Below are 17,073 nucleotides of genomic sequence, written 5' to 3'. Positions count from 1 at the left end.
GGTCAGGACCGGGGGGGAGGGCATTGGTCGGGAGGGGTGCACCACCGAGTTTGGCGAGCCGGACGGCGAATTGGCGGTTCCCGCGTTGACGTTGGGCTCCGGCGACGATCACGCCTTGGGGAACTTTGAGGATAGCGGTAATGGTTTGGCCTTCAGAGGGGAACAGGCGCAGACGGTCGAGCGGACTACCCACATCTAACACTGGACCCTGGAACTGGGGCGAAAGATTGGCGGTGGCGAACTGGACTTGGTATTCCCGGCTGCTGTGGTTCCAGGTGGCCTGAAAGGAGAGGGGACCGTCGGCATCAAAAACCAACTGGTCACCGACTAGGGCGGCGGATAGTAGACTAGTCCCCACGGTCGGCGGTGCGATGGCGAGTCGTCCGGCGGGGACGAGGCGGACCCCTTTGAGCTTGGGGTCATAGGCGGCTTCCCAGTCCCAGGTATCGGCCCCCACATCTAGAACAATCCTGGTCACGGGCGGGCGGGCTTGGAACTGACCGATGCGGACCTGTTGGACCCCCAGCCGGTCAGCCGTAAAGACCCGGCGAGTGAATTGGGTGGGGAGGACCGTCCCCACGAGGTCTACGACCAAGCGCGGCGGTCCATCCAGCCTGCGGACTCCGGCTTCCGTCGGTCCCGTGGTGCGGATCAGGAAACCTTCTTCGGTGAAGACAAAATTTTCTAGCTTGACCGTATTGGGCGGTAGGGGCGGCAGGCTTGTACTGTTACTGGCTAGCTGGAGTGCCGGGGCGGCGGGCGGAACGGAGGCGACGGGAACGACAGGGGGATTGGTGGCTAACTGGATGCGCCAGCGACTACCCGCCATCTTGGTGAGGTTGACCCGACTCATCTCAGGAGCCTGGTTGAGTTCGAGGACCAGACGACCCATGGTGCTGTTAATCTGACCAGCCCGTACTTGACGCACCTGACGGTCATGGACCACCGTCCGAAAAGACCGGGCTAATTGCACCCCCGGCAAGTCAATGACTAAGCGGGGTGGTGAATCGTAAAAGTTGAGTTGGGGGATACTCTCCCCACTTAGGGCAAATTCGAGGGCTTGGGTCTTGGGGTCATAGTGCCAGCCCATCAACTGCACTGAGGCAGCCCAGAGGGGCAGGTGGGGGCACATTGCCAGCACAAGCCAAAAACGAACTAATACCGACCATCTCAAGATCCGCACACCACGCGATTGATGATAACTCTACCCGATTCCTGTCAGCTTGGGATAGACGTTTTACCGCAATTTTGACGCGCTAACCACTAGAACTAGGGCCGGAGGGTCAATTTGTCATAATAGAGGTTGCATTCGCGCATTGGGAACTATGAAAGACCAACTCCTCGCCGCTCTCAAGGCTCATCAAAATCAGGTGGATTACTTAGAAATTCGTCTTGAACAGCGCGAACACACCAGTCTCGGCTTCCGAGGTCCTCTCCTAGATGCAGTGGACCGGAATTTTTCCTTAGTCGGGGGGGTCCGGGCCTGTCATCGGGGAGGTTGGAGCTTTGTGACCTTTAACCGTCTCTCGGAACTGCTGAGTCGAGTCGCCGAAGCGGTGGCCCAGGCGCAACTCGTTGGTCAAGCGACGACGCACCTCGCCTCAGTCCCATCCGTCGAAGCTACGGTCCCGGTCCAGATGGAGAAGGACCCCCGTGGCGTGAGTTTGGCGGATAAACGGGCGTTATTGGCTGAGTATAATCAGCTTTTGTTGGCGGCAGACCCCCGGATTCAGACGACGATGGCGGGGCTCTCGGATACTTTTCGGACGGTCTGGTTTGTCAACAGTACGGGCACGGTGCTGGAGCAGGAACGGTTGGATGTGAGTGGACGGTTCGGGGTGATTGCGCGGGCCGGGGATGTGGTCCGCCAGGGGTTTGCCTCGGTCCATTCCCGCACGAGCTACGGGGCTTTAGAAGGGATTGAGGAAGAAGTACTTGGCGCGGCGCAACGAGCAGTCCGGCAGCTAGAGGCCCAATCGGTCAAGGGCGGTCAATACACCGTGGTCCTGGACCCCTATCTCGCCGGGGTTTTCATCCACGAGGCGTTTGGGCATCTCTCGGAGGCGGATTTTATTTATGAGAACCCCCGGATGCAGGAACTGTTGCAACTGGGTAAACCGATTGCCCACCCCAGTCTCTCGGTGGTAGACGATGGCACAGTCCCCAACCAACCCGGCAGTTACGCCTACGACGATGAAGGGGTGCCCGCTCAACGCAAATATTTAATTAAGGACGGCATCTTGACCCAACGGCTACACAACTTGGAGACCGCCAGCATCCTCAACGAACAACCTACCGGGAACGCCCGCGCCCTAGATGCCACCCACCCGCCCTTGATTCGGATGACCAACACGGGTATCCTCCCCGGCGAAACTAGCTTTACAGACATGATTAAGGACATTGAGGAGGGGATCTATGCTGTCCGTATGCTGGGCGGGCAGACCAATGGCGAGATGTTTACCTTTGCCGCCGCCGAGGGCTTCATGGTCCGCCACGGTCAACTCGCCGAACCTGTGAGCGATGTCACCCTGACGGGCAACGTTTTTCAGACTCTCCAGGATGTGGATGCGGTAGGTTCGGATGCAGTCTGGCTGACCGGGGGTTGCGGTAAGGGCGGTCAATCCCCGCTCCCCGTTGCTGTGGGCGGTCCCCACATACGGATTAAGAATGTGGTGGTCGGCGGTCGTTAAGCCCTCTACCCCGTAAGTAGGGTAGGAGAGCAAGAATTAAGAATGCTCTTCTACTTTTTTGTCTTCCCTCTTCTGCCTTGGTCCCCCACGAGCCTGTGCCCGTCTGGGTATGGGGCGGAGGGTCCTCTTAGCATTCTGACCCGAGGACCCGCTCGTAAATCAGATCTAGGTTCTTCAGTTGCAACCGAGCATCAAAGCAATCCACTAAGGCATCCGGGGTGAGGTGTTGTTGAATTTCGGGGTCCTGTTCCAGACGGGCGCGGAAGTTGCCGTCGGGTTGATTCCAGGCAGCATGGGCGTGGGTCTGGACAATCCGGTAAGCCTCCTCACGGGTCAGTCCCTGTTTGACCAAAGCCAAGAGGACTTTTTGCGAAAAAATCACCCCGCCGTAGATCTGGAGGTTGCGGGTCATGTTGTGGGGATGGACCAATAAATCCGTCATCAAGTCATTGAACTTGACGAGCATATAGTGGACCAGAATCGAGCTGTCGGGCAGGATCACGCGCTCCACACTGCTATGGGAGATATCGCGCTCATGCCACAAGGCCATATTCTCTAGGGCTGCAAGGCTATGGGTGCGGACGAGGCGGGCCAGCCCACAGAGTTGTTCGGCAGTCACGGGGTTGCGCTTGTGGGGCATGGCAGAGGAGCCTTTTTGACCGGGCGCGAAATATTCTTCGACCTCTAGGACGTCGGTGCGCTGGAGGTTGCGTAACTCTGTACAGAAGCGGTCCAAGGACCCGGCAATCAGGGCCAGCAGTTGCGCGTATTCAGCATGGTGGTCACGGGAAATCACCTGAGTCGAACAGGGGTCCGGGGTCAGACCCAAACGGGCACAGGCGAGTTCTTCTACGCGGGGTGAGAGGTGGGCAAAGGTCCCGACGGCCCCTGAGAACTTCCCGACTGCGACGCGTGCGCGGACTTGTTGGAGCCGGGTCTGGTGCCGCTTCAGTTCAGCCACCCAGCCGCACAGTTTGAACCCGAAGGTAATCGGTTCAGCGTGGATGCCATGGGTCCGGCCCACCATCAGGGTGTCCCGTTCCGCTAAGGCACGTTTACTGACCGTGGTAATACTGGTGGCGAGGCCCGTAGCCAATAAATCTAAGGATTGGACTAGTTGTAGGGCCAAGGCTGTATCTAACACATCAGAGGAGGTCAGCCCCAAGTGGATATAGCGGCCCTCGGGTCCCACAGACTCATTGAGACAGGTCAAAAAGGCAATCACATCATGCTTAAGCTCGCGCTCCAACTCTTGGACCCGGGCCACGGAGAACTGGGCAGTGCGCTCAATGTGGACGACGGCTTGCTCCGGGATCTCCCCGAGTTGGGCCAAGGCATGACAGGCGGCGAGTTCCACCTTGAGCCAGTTGCTGTACTTCTGTTCTTCGCTCCACAGGTCAGCCATGGCAGGCAGACTATAGCGTTCAATCATGGGGTTAATCCTGGGGCAAGCCAGAGGGGTTGACGGGTGTTGTTGAGGTCTAACCCCAAGGGCGTTTTAGTTTGTGCAGCAGGGATGAGCCGACGAAACAGGCCATCTAGGGTCCCACCGCCCTCAACGAGGGGGAGTTCCTGGTCTAAGCTAAAGCGTTCTTTGGCTAGACGGCGCAGGTGAGCTTTAGCTTCGGTTAAGCCGCCGAGTTCATCCACCAAACCCAGTCGTTGGGCCTGACGACCCGTGTAGATGCGACCATCAGCGAGGGGCCTTAAAGCATTCAGCGGGAGGTTACGGCCCTTGGCGACGGCTTGGAGGAACTGTTCATAAGTATCACCAATCAGGGCTTGCAAGAGGGTCCGTTCGCTGGGGGTGAGCGCACGGTTGATGCTGAGGATGTCCTTGTAGGGGCCGGACTTGACGACTTGGGGCTCGACTCCCAAGGTCCCGAGCAGTTTAGCCGCGTTATAGCCGGAGAGGATCACGCCAATTGAGCCGGTCAAGGTTCCGGGGTTGGCAAAAATCCGGTCGGCTCCACAGGCGATGTAATAGCCTCCACTCGCGGCTACATCTCCCATACTCACGACCACGGGTTTTTGGGCACGGACTTGCCCTAGGGCGTTGTAAACTTCCTGGCTAGTGCCCACGGTCCCGCCCGGGCTGTCAATCCGCAACAAGACCCCTTTAATCTGGTCATCCGCGACGATCTCTAAAAGACGGTCACGTACACTCAAGGCATCCTCACCGGAACTAAAGATACCCCCGCCAGTCCGACCACTGGTAATCGTGCCCTCCAGGGTCAACAACTCTAAACGGTCGCCTACGGGGAGGACCATCTCGCCATTGCGAACCGTAGCGGCTTCGGGTGATTTAGTTTTACCAAGTCCGACGACCGTGGCGGCAACACAGAGCAGGATTAGGGCAAGGGCGAGGTAGCGGTTCAAATTTTGCATCATGCTGTGACTGGGCACACTCTGTCATATCATATAAACCAAGTCTTTTGAATCGCGGTTGGATGGGAGCAGGGGTGCAGGTACCAGAGGGATTAATTTTCACACTAAGTCTTTGCCGGTGTTGGCTTTAGCGCAGGAGTGAGGGTTGGTAGCAGCTTTTTTACAACAATCCGATCCCTTAGCGCGTCTACGTAAATATCATGATTGGTTGGAACAGGATAGCAGTTTGGCCCCACGGGGTAGGACGGATCTACATGGTCTTTTTCACAAGTGTTGAAAGTTAAGAGATAGGTACAAAAAAAGCCAGTCTGAAGCGTAAATACTCCTAGACTGACGACAAAGAATTTCTAATGACGCCTGCGACAATCTTTCCCAAACCTTGTCAGAGACCTCTTAGCTGACCTGTCGGCTACCGACTATCCTGTCCTCAACACGCGCCTGTTGTTCTCCGGCTGGTTGGCCTACGCCATGGACAAAAGTACCCCGTACCCTGTCGGGCACAGGCGAGCAGGGTAGGGGAGCAAGAATAAGAACTTTCTTGTGTCTTCGTGGTCTTGGTCCCCCACAAGTGGGGCGGAGGGGCCTCTTGATGCTGCACCGAGTCAAAGCGCAAAGACTAGGGCTGTACTGCCTGTACCTGTGCTACCGACAAGCCCAGAATCTCCGCAATCTCCGCTACCGTAAAACCCCGTGCCACCAAAGCCGGGACAGCCTCTAACTTGCCTTCGAGCTTGCCTTCTGCCTTACCTTTCAATTCGCCTTCTGCCCTACCTTCGGCTAACACTTCACGGAATACCCGCGACTCTTTCCACCCGGTCAATTGTAGTTCCATCATGCTCATTAACTCCTTGCGGCTTATCTCAGGGTAACGCTGCACTAACGTCCTCCCCACTAGTTCTAGCATTAGGTCGTAGTATCCCTCGCCCTGTGCCTGAGCTTGCCTTAACACCCCCCGGACATACTCGGTAACTTCCGCTTCTTGCACCACCGCCAAACATAGCAAGCCCACGCCGGGTAAAGTTCGTCCTCTATCTCCCAACTCGTTGAGGTACAGTCTTTGCACCCGCGATGGCTGTAATAGCTCCCGGTAGCGGATGTTTTGGGGTTCCTCAGCCGGGTCAATACTGCGTCTGGGATAGAGAACCACGTCACGCCAGTCATTCGTCAGAAGAACCTTGTCTAGGTACATAAATATTTCGCTGAAGAAACGGGAATAGAATGCAGCATCACTTTGGAACTGGGCCTCGACAAAGTAGATGGGTAGGTCAGGGGTTTGGGGGAGGAACACCCCGTCAATCCGAAAGCTCAGTTGTTTGACCTCAATAGAATCAAAAGAGTAGCGGTCAGCAGTCTGTGGGGGCAGCCCCAAGGTGTCAAAGAAGGCGGAGGGGAGCGTCTGAAAAAAGGTGTAGAACAGACTGTCAGTTTTCATGGACTAATTGTAAACAGATGGATGCACGCATCCGCTTACCTGCTCTACTGCGCGGCGGTGGAACTTTCTTAAATAAGCTAAATCCCGTTCCTTTTCAGAGATAACAGCACCGTGCGCGGTTTTTATGGCAAAGATGATAATCCCTTAATCAGGGATTTCGGGACCGCCGCCCTTAGTCGCACTCGTAAACCCAGCCCTACTTTCCCCCGAGAAGCAAGACTAGCCCCAATCACTAAGGAGAGCAGACCAACGAAAAATCTGCCCTCCCTAGCGCGGCAATAAAGACGAAGATTAGAAAAGCTGTTGCTGTTATTGCGAAATGAACAACCCTTTTTTGGCCTTACCCTACGTCCCGGCCCTAGAGTCTCTGGGTGCTGAGTATTACGACGAAGTGACAGCGGCCCAGTTTCCCCAGCAAATTCTGCGTTTTCGCAATGACGACCTGTTGCCCCGGTTAGGTTTGGACCCCGCTCAAGTAACGGATGAGAATTTCATCCAGGCGTTCGGGCAATTTGCTGGACGGATGCCGCTGTTGGCCTTGCGCTACCACGGCTATCAGTTCGGCGAATATAACCCCCGCTTGGGCGATGGTAGGGGCTTTTTGTATGGTCAAGTGCAGGGGACCGATGGCGAACTCTACGACCTAGGAACCAAAGGTTCGGGGACAACGCCCTATTCCCGCAGTGCCGATGGACGGCTGACCCTCAAGGGCGGAATACGTGAAGTCCTAGCGGCGGAAGCCCTGCAAGCCCAGGGAGTTTATACTTCCCGTTGCCTAAGCCTGATTGAGACGGGCGAACAACTCTGGCGCGGTGATGAACCCTCGCCCACCCGCGCCTCAGTCATGGTCCGCTTCAGCCGCTCCCACATCCGGTTCGGGACCTTTGAACGTTTCTTGTACCTCGAACGCCCCGACCTCACCCAGAAGTTACTAGACCACGTGATTGAACAGTATTACCCCCACCTGCAACGAGAATCAGACCGTTATGCACTCTTTTACGCCGAATTAGTGCAACGGGTGGCCCGCCTCTGTGCCCAGTGGATGGCGGTCGGTTTCTGTCACGGGGTCCTCAATACTGACAATATGTCCGTTACCGGGGAGAGTTTTGACTATGGCCCTTACGCTTTCATCACCCATTATGACCCGACCTTCACCGCCGCCTATTTTGATCACTACCGCCGTTACTGTTTCGGGAATCAGCCGGGGATCTGTCACCTGAACTTGGAATTACTGCAACGTCCCCTCGCGCTGGTCATTCCTCAAGCTGAGATGGAGAGCGGCTTAGCGGATTTTGCCGAGACTTACACCCGCGCCTACCAAGCCCGGATGCTAGAGAAAATGGGCCTTCCGCCTGAACCCAGTCCCCAAGCCGAAGAGTTGTGTATGTCACTGCTGCGCTGGCTTGAAGAAAGTAAACAGGACTACCACGAATTCTTTGTGGACCTCAGCGAAAACTTCAGCCCCGCCTGGTTCACCGATATTGACCGCATTCCCGACCCGACCCAACCCGGACCCTTCCTCACGCTCTTTATGAATTGGAAAACCCGCTACCACCAACAATTAATGAAACTCTCTATCCCCGACCGTCACCTAGTCCCCCACCGCCTAAAACAAAACCCCACCACCGTCCTCGTGCGCCCCCAAATCGAAGCCATCTGGGAAGCCATCAGCCAACAGGACGACTGGGAACCTTTTTATGATTTATTGAACCGCCTCCGCGCCATCGTCTACGCGCCGCTCAAACTGTAGGGGGCGGCTGTTACTGTTGCGCCAGTCTGTTCCGCCGACGTGGATGCCTAGGCCGTTGGCCCAAAAGGGTAGAATTTGTAAATTCATCGGTTCATGTATGCCCATCCGTCGCCGTCCTGAGAACGCCGCGATTGCGGTCGAGACCCTGACTTTTTACTTAGCCTCGGGACTCGACAAGCCCCAGAACATCCTGGAGGCCATCGTCTGGCAAAAAGAAGCTGAGGTGGAGTATTGGCGCGAGAAGTTCCCGCTCAAGGACCTCAAGGAACGGGTGGCACACGCCCCGGCCCCCCGCGATTTCATGCAGGCCCTCCGGGAATCTCCCCTCGCCTTGATTGCTGAAGTGAAAAAATCCTCCCCCAGTCAAGGCATCCTCCGTGACCCCTTTGACCCCGTGGCCTTGGCCCAAGACTACGTAGCGGGCGGAGCGGCCTGTATCTCGGTGTTGACCGACCGGAAATTCTTTGGGGGGAGTCATGAGGACTTGCAGGCCGTCCGCGCCGCCGTGTCCGTACCGCTCCTGTGTAAAGAATTCATTCTCCACGGCTACCAACTTTTTATGGCCCGCGCCTACGGAGCCGATGCGGTGTTGCTGATTGTGGCCCTGCATACGGACCAGGACTTACTGTATCTCCACCGGATTGCCCGGAGTCTAGGGCTGACCGTTTTAGTTGAAGTCCATACGCTAGAGGAACTGGACCGGGCACGGCAGATCCCCGGCTTACAACTGTTGGGGATTAACAACCGCAACCTAGAGGACTTCACCGTAGATCTGCAAACCACTGTCCGGCTGATTGACCAACGGCGCACGGAACTCGCGGGTATCCTCGTCGTGGCTGAGTCCGGGATTCATACCCAGCAAGAAGTAACTACGCTCAAGGCCCAGGGTTGCACGGCCTTCTTAGTCGGTGAACAGCTAGTCCGTGCCCCCGACCCCTGCTTAGCTGTCCGTCAACTCCTAGGAGCCGTCTAATGCATATGCCCGTACCCGCCCCTATCCTCTATGAGACCCTGCTGACCTTACTCGAACAAGAGACGATGGGACGGGTCCTCCGCGAAGATCCTAAACGTGCTCCCCAGGTCCAAGAGGTGATCCGTGCTCTCCGTAAAGCGATGTCCCAACAGAAACAACTCGAAGAAGAATGGACAAACCAAGGCTTCTTAATTGACCACCGCTGGTCCTAGCTGGCTGGACGTTTCTGGTGGGGGCTGGCATCCTTAAAGAAATAGAGCGTTTGTCATGCAGATCCGTCCCACTGTTGCCGTCCTGTCCCCCCTGTTGTCCCTGTGGCGTAGGCAGTTCCACCAATATCCAGAGTTGGGGTTTCGGGAGCATCTGACCCATAACTACGTCGTGGAACGGCTCCAACAGTGGGGTTGGCAGACTGAGCGGGTGGCGAAAACTGGGGTAGTGGCGGTTCTAGCGGGGAGCGACCCCAGGGTTCTAGCTTTCCGAGCAGATATGGATGCCTTGGCGATGCACGAACTCAACCCCGTCCCCTACCGTTCTCAACATCCGGGGGTCATGCACGCCTGTGGACACGATGGACATACAGCAATCCTGTTAGGACTGGCGAAACTTTTGGCGGAATCGCCGCCCGTGGGGACCGTGAAACTATTTTTCCAGCCCGCTGAGGAGGGACCAGGGGGAGCCTTGCCAATGATTGAAGCGGGCGTTCTCGAAAATCCCAGTCCCCAGGCTATCGTCGGTCTGCACTTGTGGAATAACCTGCCCTTGGGAACTGTCGGGGTCAAGTCTGGCCCGATGATGGCGACTTCGGACCATTTCAAGGTAACGATTACGGGGCGGGGCGGACATGGTGCGATGCCCCACCAGACTGTGGATGCCGTGGTGGTGGCAGCGCAAGTGGTGGTCGCCCTCCAAACCATCGTTAGCCGGAACGTCAATCCTCTGGAATCAGCCGTGGTGACGGTAGGTCAAATTCATGCCGGGAGTGCCTTCAATGTGATTGCCCCCAGTGCAGTCCTTGAAGGGACGGTGCGCTGTTTTACCCCGGAGCTTGCCACCCAATTACCCCAACGGTTAGAGCAGGTTATTGCCGGAGTCTGTCAGGCCTTGGGGGCGAGCTACGACTTGGTGTACAGCCGCCACTACCCCACCGTCCTCAATCACAAGCTCGTCACCGCCTTGGTGGAGCGGTGCGCGACGGAGGCCCAGTTACAAGTCGTCTCTGAACAGACCATGGGCGGAGAGGATATGGCCTTTTTCCTGGAGCGGGTACCGGGGTGTTATTTCTTTTTGGGTTCGGCAAACTCGGCAGAGGGCTTGGATAAACCCCACCACCATCCCTGTTTTGACTTCGATGAACAGGCCCTCACGCTGGGAGTGGAGCTTTTTGCCCGGTGCGCTGAGGATTTTTTCGCTGTGCCCAGTTGCTAAGATCCGGGGCAATCACACCCTAGACTGATGGCCCGTCTGCGCTTACATCTGAGGACCCAATACCTCCTGCTCTTCACCCTGGTGGCGGTGTTACCTGTGGTCGTGCTGGGGGTGATTGAGTGGGCAATTTTGCAACGGAGCTTGACGACTGGAGTGCCTGAGACGTTTGTGGGTAGTTTCGCCCTGGGGGTGGGGGTGACGGTCCTGGTGGCGGTGGGGTTTGCCTTCTGGTTGAGCGAACGAATGAGCTTGCCCTTACAACAGGTCAGTCTCGCCATGCAACGCTTGAGCCTGGGTCAGCCGACCCCACCGCTGAAATTTGCCCCCACCGCTCTAGAAGTTCAGGTTTTAGTAGACTCTTTTGTAACGATGAGCCAGCGCATCACCGAGCAGGCCCAAGCTAACCAACAACTGCTTGCTAACCTGACGGCGGAGAAGGACAAACTCGAATTAATTATTGAAGCGATTGCGGAGGGAGTCCTCGTGTATGGGCTGGCGGGGCGGGTGATTACGGCTAACTCGGCTTTTTATGAACTACTGGCGACGAACCCGACGGACTTGGGAAACTGGCAGGGCATCCGGCTCTATGATGCACAGGGCGAACGGGTTCCCCTACGCGAAACCATCTTCAAGCGGGTGATGGCAGAAGGTCTCCCTCTGCGGGAACTTAACCGGCTGGAGAACCACCAAGGCCAAAGCCGGATGATCCAAACCACCTGTGCTCCTCTCAAAGCGGTCACGGGTGAAATCCTGGGCGGGGTCGCTGTCATCCGCGATGTGACCCTCCAAAAAGAGGGCGAACGGTTGCGCGAAGATTTCGTTGCCACCCTCACCCACGACCTCAAAACCCCCGTCCTCGCCGCTGTCCAGACCCTGAATTTCACCCTAAATGGACAGTACGGCGCACTCAATCCTCAACAAACGCGGATGTTGCAAGCAGTGGTCCAGAGCCATCAAGCGTTATTGGGGTTGATTGAATGTCTGCTCCTCATCTACCGCTATGAGGCAGGGCGGATGGTGTTACAGCGGGAACCCACCGATTTGACCGCTTTGGTAACGCAGTGTCTCCAGGAATTAACGCCCCTGGCCCAAGCCCGACAGGTCGCTCTCCAAATTGAAACCCGAGATCCCTGTTGGACCGCCGTGGATAGCCAGCAGCTACGTCGGGTTTTGGTCAATCTCATCGATAATGCCCTTAAGTTCACGCCCAGTGGGGGGAGTGTGCAAGTCCAGATCGCCCAGACGGCCCAGGGTTGTTTAGGGATAATCCAGGATACAGGCCGGGGTATCCCCCCTGAGCAATTGGGGACCTTGTTTGCTCGGTTCCAGGGTAGCCATCATCCGATGGGGACCGGGTTGGGCTTATACCTCTGTCGGCAGGTCGTCGAGGCCCATGGGGGACAGATCTGGGCCAAGAGTGAACTGGGTCAAGGCAGTACATTCTGTTTCCTGTTGCCGTCATGACCCGGATTCTCGTCGTCGAGGACCACGCCTTGATGCGGCTGAATCTCGTCGAGACCCTCAGCCCGGTCTTCACCGTGGTCGGGGAGGCCAGCGACGGCGAACAGGCCATCCTCCTCACGCGCCGACTCGCCCCAGACCTAGTTTTGATGGACTTAGGTCTACCCATCCTGAGCGGAATTGAGGCCACCCGTCTTCTCAAACAGGAGCAACCCCAGTTACGCGTCCTAGTCTTAACTTCCCACGAAGAAGACGAGAGCGTATTCGGGGCCTTGAGCGCGGGGGCGGACGGTTACTGTCTCAAGGGGACTACGGGGGAACGGCTGATTCAGGCCGTCCAAGCCGTCTTGGGCGGGGCGACTTGGCTGGATGCCGAGGTATCGCAACGGGTCCTGCGCGACCTCAACCGGACCCCTGTTCCCAATCCTCTTTCCGAACGCGAACGCGGAGTCCTGAAACTCATCGCCGCTGGTTTGAGTAACCCCGAGATTGCCCAACAGTTATTTATCGCGCTGGGAACGGTACGGATTCATGTCAGCAATATCCTGGCAAAATTGGAGGTGAATGACCGGGTTCAAGCAGCAGTACGGGCACTGCGCGAGGGCTGGATTCGCTAGAGAACCACGGGTACGCGCTCGCCCAAGGTCAAGCCCAAGGGACTCACCATAAAACGATAGGGCAAAACTAATACCCCCGCCGCCACCGCCCGCCGCAACAACCGTCCATACTCTGGGTCCGGCCCATCGCCTGGACTGAAGCTCACACAGTCGCCCCGGTTGATGAAATAGAGGATGGCTGCTCCCAAACCTTGCTCGGCTAGGGCGGTCAGTTCACGCAGGTGCTTTTGACCACGAGTAGTGACCGTATCTGGGAAAATGGCCCTGCGGCCTTCAGGCGTGGGCTGAGTCCAGGTGGTACTTTTAACTTCTAGGTACAGAGGTCGTTCGCTGTGCAACAAAAAATCAATTCGGCTTTGTTCGCTGCCGTAGGGCACTTCGGGTTGAAAGCGGGTGTAACTAGGCAGGTCCGCAAACTGATGATCCGCCAAACCTAAAGCCACAACCCGGTTCGGTAAGTGCGTATTCACCCCCACCCAAGACCCATCCACCTGGATCATCTCCCAGGTGTAGGCCAGTTTACGGGCGGGACTGTTGGCCTCAGAGATATAGACAGCCGAACCCACCGTTGAGATTTCGGTCATTGGCCCGGTATTGGGACAGTGGGCCGTGACCACCGTGCCATCGGCTAACGCAATATCGGCAAAGAACCGTTTGTACCGTTTGACCAAGACACCGGGTAGCAGGGGTGGATAACGGTAGATCATCCGCGAAACAATAGACTCAGGACGACCAAGAAACCAATCATGCCGCCAAACGTCAAGAAGAAATGATAGATCGAGGTCCCGCGTTTACGGACCATGTTTCGCATGGCGAGTTTGACATAGCTGGGTTTGGGTTCGGGTTTGGGTTCGGTCTGCATGGTTGGGTTAGGGCGGCTTTCCTCAACTGTAACAGTCGTGGTAGGTGGTGGTAGACGGTGCGCTATCGTAAATTAATGCATCCAGGGAGACAGGGTTGAAATTAGCGTTTCCGGCTGGGCTGGGGGTCTCGCGGTTGGACCGTTACTTGTTCCTGGAGATGGCTCTACCATTTTTGTTTGGCGTAGTGGCTTTTTCGTCCCTGGTCATGGCAATTGGTTCGCTCTTTGAGTTGGTCCGGCTGATGGTCGAGAACGGGTTGGCTCTCCAGACAGCGATGCGGATTTTCGTCCTGCGGCTACCGGGGTTTATCGTACTGACCTTCCCGATGTCTATGCTCCTCGCTACCCTGTTGGCCTACAGTCGGCTCAGTGCCGATAGCGAGATTGTTGCCCTCAAAGCCTGTGGGGTGGGGGTCTATCGGATGATTATTCCGGCGGCGGTATTGAGTCTGGGGGTGACGGCCCTGACGTTTTTTTTCAACGAAAGCTTGGTCCCTAGTGCCAGTTATGAAGCGAGCGTCACTTTAGCGAAAGCCCTCAATACGGATTTACCGTCATTTCAGAAGTACAACATCTTCTATCAGGAATTTGAGGACCGCAAGGATGCCAGCGGCAAAGTCAGTACCCAACTCGCCCGGATTCTCTATGCCAGTAATTACGATAACGGGGTGATGACCAATATGAAGGTCTTGGATTTCACCCAGGAACGATTGACCCAGATCGTCACGGCCCGTCAAGGAATTTGGCTCCCTCGTGAGAATAAATGGCTCTTCAAGGACGGGGTGAGCTACGTGATTGACAGCGAGGGCAACTACCGCAACGTCCTCAAATTTGCTCAACAGCAGATCAACCTCTCACGCCGTCCGATTGAGTTAGTTGAGCGCAGCAAAAAACGTCCCGAGGAGATGACGATTACCGAACTCCGCCAGTTCATGCAGTTGGCAGGAGAGGCAGGCCAAGACACGACGAAGCTGGCGGTGCAGTATTACCTCAAGTACGCTCTCCCCTGGACCTGTCTGGCCTTTGCGCTCATCGGTTCCACCCTAGGAATGCGCCCCCAACGGACGACTGGGGCCTTGGGGCTGGGGGTGAGTGTACTGATTATCTTTGCCTATTACGTGTTGTCCTTTTTGGCTCAAGCCTGGGGACAGTTGGGCTATCTCTCGCCTATCTTTGCCGCTTGGCTTCCTAACTTGATTACCCTAAGTATTGGGGGGGTATTGCTATGGCGGGCGGCGCGTTGAGGTTATTGTTAGCTATGCTCGGGTAGGAATTAAGAGAGCAAAGTGTGTAGTTTTCCTAATACTTCATCCGTGACTTCATCAGGGGCCTTACCTACGTGTCTGACTCGACGAGCATTCTAATCTAAGTTCTTAACTTGGTCGGCAAGAATAACGCCTGAAATCGGTAATGATTTTACCCCAAGGCGAGCAGCAATCAGAACTATTCAGGTATCCTTTGTAGTGACTCATGACGAGGGCATCTTAGTCTCAGACCTTTTCGAGGATGCTACTGTTACTGTTCCCCAAGGACAGTACAACCTCTACTTTGAGACGGGCTATACTAACTCGTTAGCTCCTGCCCATCCACCCCTCATGATTGATACTTGGTGCTGTCTGAGTTTGCTTGAATTCCGCCATCCAGAAGCGCAAATTCTACATTTCTCAGTATCCGTCACCGTGCCACTCATCCTGCGTACTGAGCGAGTGCCAATTATTGAGGTTGTGGGAGCTGCCGTACCTGATGAAAGTCCTCCGCCACAACAGCCCCTTTAGGTCAGCGGAGCAGAGGAGCCGAATGAACTACCCATAGCGGATAATCAAAATATTTGAAGGGTAACGAAGCCATGGAAGACAGCCCGCTCATCACCCCCCGCCAGATGAATTTCCTCCGTGCCCTCACTGCAATGGCCTGGGCCGATGGCGTCCTTGAATCCGCCGAGGTCAGCATGATGACCGAGCATCTAGTGCATCTCTTCACGCACAGTGAGGACATACCTCCCATGCTCCAGACCCAGATCCAGGAATTTTTACACCAGAACATTCCTTTAGCTGAAACCCTCCCCCGACTCCAGGACCCCCAGGAACGCGAACTCCTCCTCAAACTCGCCTACATCGTGATCCATGTCTCCCGCCGCGCCCCCGGTGAATCTTGTGTCAATCCTGAAGAAACCCAAGCCTATGCCCTGCTGATCCAACAACTCAGCCTTGATCCCACCACCGTCCAACGCGTCGAGCAAGAAGCCGCTAACAGTTTGAGTCTAGAAGCTGTCCTCGGTGAGATCTCCGAAATTTGCAATTAGTACACAACCAACAAAACCAAGACCCTGCAATCAGCTATACTCCCCAAAAATGAGGACGATGGCGATGGACCGATCACGGCGCATATTTCTCGGGGCAATGGGGGCGACAGCCTATGGACTACAATCCCGCGCTTGGGCTAAAGAACTTGTGCAAGGCATCGGGGTACCCACGGGCGTCGTCCAGATCCTCTACAACGAGAACCCCCTCGGTCCCTCTCCCCGCGCCATCCAAGCTGCCACCACCGCCCTCGCCGGGACCAACCGCTATCCGATGATGGAGACCGTAGGTCTTATTAGGCAACTCCACAACCTGCACCAACTCCCCTTCGCGGCTCCCCAGGATGCCGGGAACCTCGGCGCTCTTTTCGCCGCCCTTGCCCAGAGTCAAATCCTGCTGGGTGTTGGTTCTACTGAACTGCTCCGTGCTGTGGCCTTAGCCTACGGGATGGCGGGTGGTGAATTTGTGGAGGCGACCCCCGCCTACGGTGAGATTGGTTCGGCGGTTGAGGATATGCTCCCCCAGGTGAAACGGGTCCTCGTACCCCTCTTGGACTATCGTCATGACCTGAGTGCCATGGCCCGCGCCATCACGCCCCAAACCCGACTCGTGGTCGTCACCAACCCCAACAACCCCACAGGGACGGCTGTAAGTCACAGTGACTTGACCCGTCTTGCTGACCGTCTTGGTCCGCAGGCTCTCCTCTTGGTGGATGAAGCCTATCTGGATTTCGCCACGGACCCCGGGGTTAAGTCTGCCGTGGACTTGGCTTTGAGCCGTCCTAATGTCCTAGTGACGCGGACTTTCTCTAAGGTTCATGGGCTGGCGGGTTTGCGGGTGGGCTATGCGGTCGGGAGTCTGCCGGTGATCCGTAAAGTCCGGGCTTTCACCATGGGTTTGATTGCCAGTAATAGTCCTGCCATGGCTGCTGCCACTGCTGCTCTCAAGGACCAAGCCCACCTCGACAACTCCCGCCAACTCGCTATCCAAGCCCGCGCACAACTGATGCTCCAACTGCCTAAATTCGGGATCACGCCCGTGCCCAGTCAGGCAAACTTTGTTTGGGCCAAGACCCAAGGTGACTGTACGGCTCTGGTCAAACGGTTGAGTGAACAGGGGGTGTTGATTGCTGGGGGACAGCGTTGGGACGTCCCCAACCACATCCGCATCTC

The 17,073-nt window shown here is 56.4% G+C and carries 18 protein-coding genes; 11 read left to right on the top strand and 7 right to left on the bottom strand.

The genetic code is table 11. The features are described from left to right. A partial coding sequence (locus HFM78_RS14105; RefSeq protein WP_287130091.1) for an AMIN domain-containing protein occupies positions 1–1,174 on the bottom strand: 1,174 nt, incomplete at its 3' end. A gap of 151 nt (positions 1,175–1,325) precedes the next feature. Here HFM78_RS14105 and HFM78_RS14100 point away from each other — a divergent pair. Continuing rightward, positions 1,326–2,690, top strand: coding sequence for a TldD/PmbA family protein (locus HFM78_RS14100; RefSeq protein ID WP_287130090.1), 1,365 nt, complete (start codon positions 1,326–1,328; stop codon positions 2,688–2,690). A 127-nt stretch (positions 2,691–2,817) separates the two neighbouring features. On the opposite strand, the gene purB is transcribed toward HFM78_RS14100, so the two are convergent. From purB to HFM78_RS14085, 3 genes are all read right to left on the bottom strand, one after another. After that, on the bottom strand, positions 2,818–4,122 hold the full coding sequence (gene purB, locus HFM78_RS14095) for an adenylosuccinate lyase (protein WP_287130089.1): 1,305 nt from the start codon (positions 4,120–4,122) through the stop codon (positions 2,818–2,820). Further along, positions 4,119–5,081, bottom strand: coding sequence for a signal peptide peptidase SppA (gene sppA, locus HFM78_RS14090; protein ID WP_287130088.1), 963 nt, complete (start codon positions 5,079–5,081; stop codon positions 4,119–4,121). The genes purB and sppA overlap by 4 nt, the downstream gene beginning before the upstream one ends. Positions 5,082–5,694: 613 nt before the next feature. Continuing rightward, positions 5,695–6,510, bottom strand: a complete 816-nt coding sequence (locus HFM78_RS14085) for an Rpn family recombination-promoting nuclease/putative transposase (protein WP_287130087.1) — start codon at positions 6,508–6,510, stop codon at positions 5,695–5,697. 319 nt (positions 6,511–6,829) lie between these two features. Between HFM78_RS14085 and HFM78_RS14080 the strand changes: the two genes are divergently transcribed. Further along, on the top strand, positions 6,830–8,260 hold the full coding sequence (locus HFM78_RS14080) for a YdiU family protein (RefSeq protein ID WP_287130086.1): 1,431 nt from the start codon (positions 6,830–6,832) through the stop codon (positions 8,258–8,260). On the opposite strand, the gene HFM78_RS14075 is transcribed toward HFM78_RS14080, so the two are convergent. Then, entirely contained in the window at positions 8,213–8,365 is a 153-nt protein-coding gene (locus HFM78_RS14075) for a hypothetical protein (RefSeq protein WP_287130085.1), read from the bottom strand. The genes HFM78_RS14080 and HFM78_RS14075 overlap by 48 nt on opposite strands. Here HFM78_RS14075 and trpC point away from each other — a divergent pair. Genes trpC through HFM78_RS14050 form a run of 5 tightly spaced genes read left to right on the top strand, consistent with a single transcriptional unit; the run spans position 8,358 to position 12,739 of the window. Next, positions 8,358–9,233, top strand: coding sequence for an indole-3-glycerol phosphate synthase TrpC (gene trpC, locus HFM78_RS14070; protein ID WP_287130084.1), 876 nt, complete (start codon positions 8,358–8,360; stop codon positions 9,231–9,233). The two genes, HFM78_RS14075 and trpC, sit on opposite strands and share 8 nt — an antisense overlap. After that, complete coding sequence (locus tag HFM78_RS14065) at positions 9,233–9,445, top strand: DUF5340 family protein (protein WP_287130083.1); 213 nt, start codon at positions 9,233–9,235, stop codon at positions 9,443–9,445. The genes trpC and HFM78_RS14065 overlap by 1 nt, the downstream gene beginning before the upstream one ends. A 55-nt stretch (positions 9,446–9,500) precedes the next feature. Then, positions 9,501–10,661 carry a M20 family metallopeptidase gene (locus HFM78_RS14060; RefSeq protein WP_287130082.1) on the top strand — a complete coding sequence of 387 codons (1,161 nt, stop codon included), beginning with the start codon at positions 9,501–9,503 and terminating at the stop codon, positions 10,659–10,661. Between the two features lie 27 nt (positions 10,662–10,688). Then, the gene (locus HFM78_RS14055; RefSeq protein ID WP_287130081.1) at positions 10,689–12,125 is read left to right on the top strand and encodes an ATP-binding protein; all 1,437 of its coding nucleotides are present in this window, start codon (positions 10,689–10,691) and stop codon (positions 12,123–12,125) included. After that, positions 12,122–12,739, top strand: coding sequence for a response regulator transcription factor (locus HFM78_RS14050; protein WP_287130080.1), 618 nt, complete (start codon positions 12,122–12,124; stop codon positions 12,737–12,739). Before HFM78_RS14055 ends, HFM78_RS14050 begins: the two co-directional genes overlap by 4 nt. Here HFM78_RS14050 and sfsA read toward each other — a convergent pair. After that, the gene (gene sfsA / locus HFM78_RS14045; protein ID WP_287130079.1) at positions 12,736–13,446 is read right to left on the bottom strand and encodes a DNA/RNA nuclease SfsA; all 711 of its coding nucleotides are present in this window, start codon (positions 13,444–13,446) and stop codon (positions 12,736–12,738) included. The two genes, HFM78_RS14050 and sfsA, sit on opposite strands and share 4 nt — an antisense overlap. Then, the gene (locus HFM78_RS14040) at positions 13,443–13,601 is read right to left on the bottom strand and encodes a DUF3285 domain-containing protein (RefSeq protein ID WP_287130078.1); all 159 of its coding nucleotides are present in this window, start codon (positions 13,599–13,601) and stop codon (positions 13,443–13,445) included. The genes sfsA and HFM78_RS14040 overlap by 4 nt, the downstream gene beginning before the upstream one ends. 95 nt (positions 13,602–13,696) lie before the next feature. Between HFM78_RS14040 and HFM78_RS14035 the strand changes: the two genes are divergently transcribed. From HFM78_RS14035 to HFM78_RS14020, 4 genes are all read left to right on the top strand, one after another. Next, positions 13,697–14,845, top strand: a complete 1,149-nt coding sequence (locus HFM78_RS14035; protein ID WP_287130077.1) for an LptF/LptG family permease — start codon at positions 13,697–13,699, stop codon at positions 14,843–14,845. Positions 14,846–15,064: 219 nt separating this feature from the next. Then, a complete protein-coding gene (locus HFM78_RS14030) occupies positions 15,065–15,376 on the top strand; it encodes a hypothetical protein (RefSeq protein ID WP_287130076.1) in 312 nt (103 codons plus the stop codon). Positions 15,377–15,447: 71 nt separating this feature from the next. Next, a complete protein-coding gene (locus tag HFM78_RS14025; protein WP_287130075.1) occupies positions 15,448–15,903 on the top strand; it encodes a hypothetical protein in 456 nt (151 codons plus the stop codon). Between the two features lie 64 nt (positions 15,904–15,967). Beyond that, positions 15,968–17,073 (top strand): histidinol-phosphate transaminase (locus HFM78_RS14020; protein WP_287130074.1); only part of this gene is annotated, 1,106 nt, incomplete at its 3' end.

The organism is Candidatus Cyanaurora vandensis (assembly GCF_013285555.1).
Taxonomy (GTDB): domain Bacteria; phylum Cyanobacteriota; class Cyanobacteriia; order Gloeobacterales; family Anthocerotibacteraceae; genus Cyanaurora; species Cyanaurora vandensis.
This window is presented reverse-complemented; position numbering and strand designations above follow the sequence as displayed.

Excerpts from the sequence above, each read along its gene's own strand:
- HFM78_RS14100 (WP_287130090.1), top strand. The coding sequence starts at position 1,326 with ATGAAAGACCAACTCCTCGCCGCTCTCAAGGCTCATCAAAATCAGGTG.
- purB (WP_287130089.1), bottom strand. The coding sequence starts at position 4,122 with ATGATTGAACGCTATAGTCTGCCTGCCATGGCTGACCTGTGGAGCGAA.
- sppA (WP_287130088.1), bottom strand. The coding sequence starts at position 5,081 with ATGATGCAAAATTTGAACCGCTACCTCGCCCTTGCCCTAATCCTGCTC.
- HFM78_RS14085 (WP_287130087.1), bottom strand. The coding sequence starts at position 6,510 with ATGAAAACTGACAGTCTGTTCTACACCTTTTTTCAGACGCTCCCCTCC.
- HFM78_RS14080 (WP_287130086.1), top strand. The coding sequence starts at position 6,830 with ATGAACAACCCTTTTTTGGCCTTACCCTACGTCCCGGCCCTAGAGTCT.
- trpC (WP_287130084.1), top strand. The coding sequence starts at position 8,358 with ATGCCCATCCGTCGCCGTCCTGAGAACGCCGCGATTGCGGTCGAGACC.
- HFM78_RS14075 (WP_287130085.1), bottom strand. The coding sequence starts at position 8,365 with ATGGGCATACATGAACCGATGAATTTACAAATTCTACCCTTTTGGGCC.
- HFM78_RS14065 (WP_287130083.1), top strand. The coding sequence starts at position 9,233 with ATGCATATGCCCGTACCCGCCCCTATCCTCTATGAGACCCTGCTGACC.
- HFM78_RS14060 (WP_287130082.1), top strand. The coding sequence starts at position 9,501 with ATGCAGATCCGTCCCACTGTTGCCGTCCTGTCCCCCCTGTTGTCCCTG.
- HFM78_RS14055 (WP_287130081.1), top strand. The coding sequence starts at position 10,689 with ATGGCCCGTCTGCGCTTACATCTGAGGACCCAATACCTCCTGCTCTTC.
- HFM78_RS14050 (WP_287130080.1), top strand. The coding sequence starts at position 12,122 with ATGACCCGGATTCTCGTCGTCGAGGACCACGCCTTGATGCGGCTGAAT.
- sfsA (WP_287130079.1), bottom strand. The coding sequence starts at position 13,446 with ATGATCTACCGTTATCCACCCCTGCTACCCGGTGTCTTGGTCAAACGG.
- HFM78_RS14040 (WP_287130078.1), bottom strand. The coding sequence starts at position 13,601 with ATGCAGACCGAACCCAAACCCGAACCCAAACCCAGCTATGTCAAACTC.
- HFM78_RS14025 (WP_287130075.1), top strand. The coding sequence starts at position 15,448 with ATGGAAGACAGCCCGCTCATCACCCCCCGCCAGATGAATTTCCTCCGT.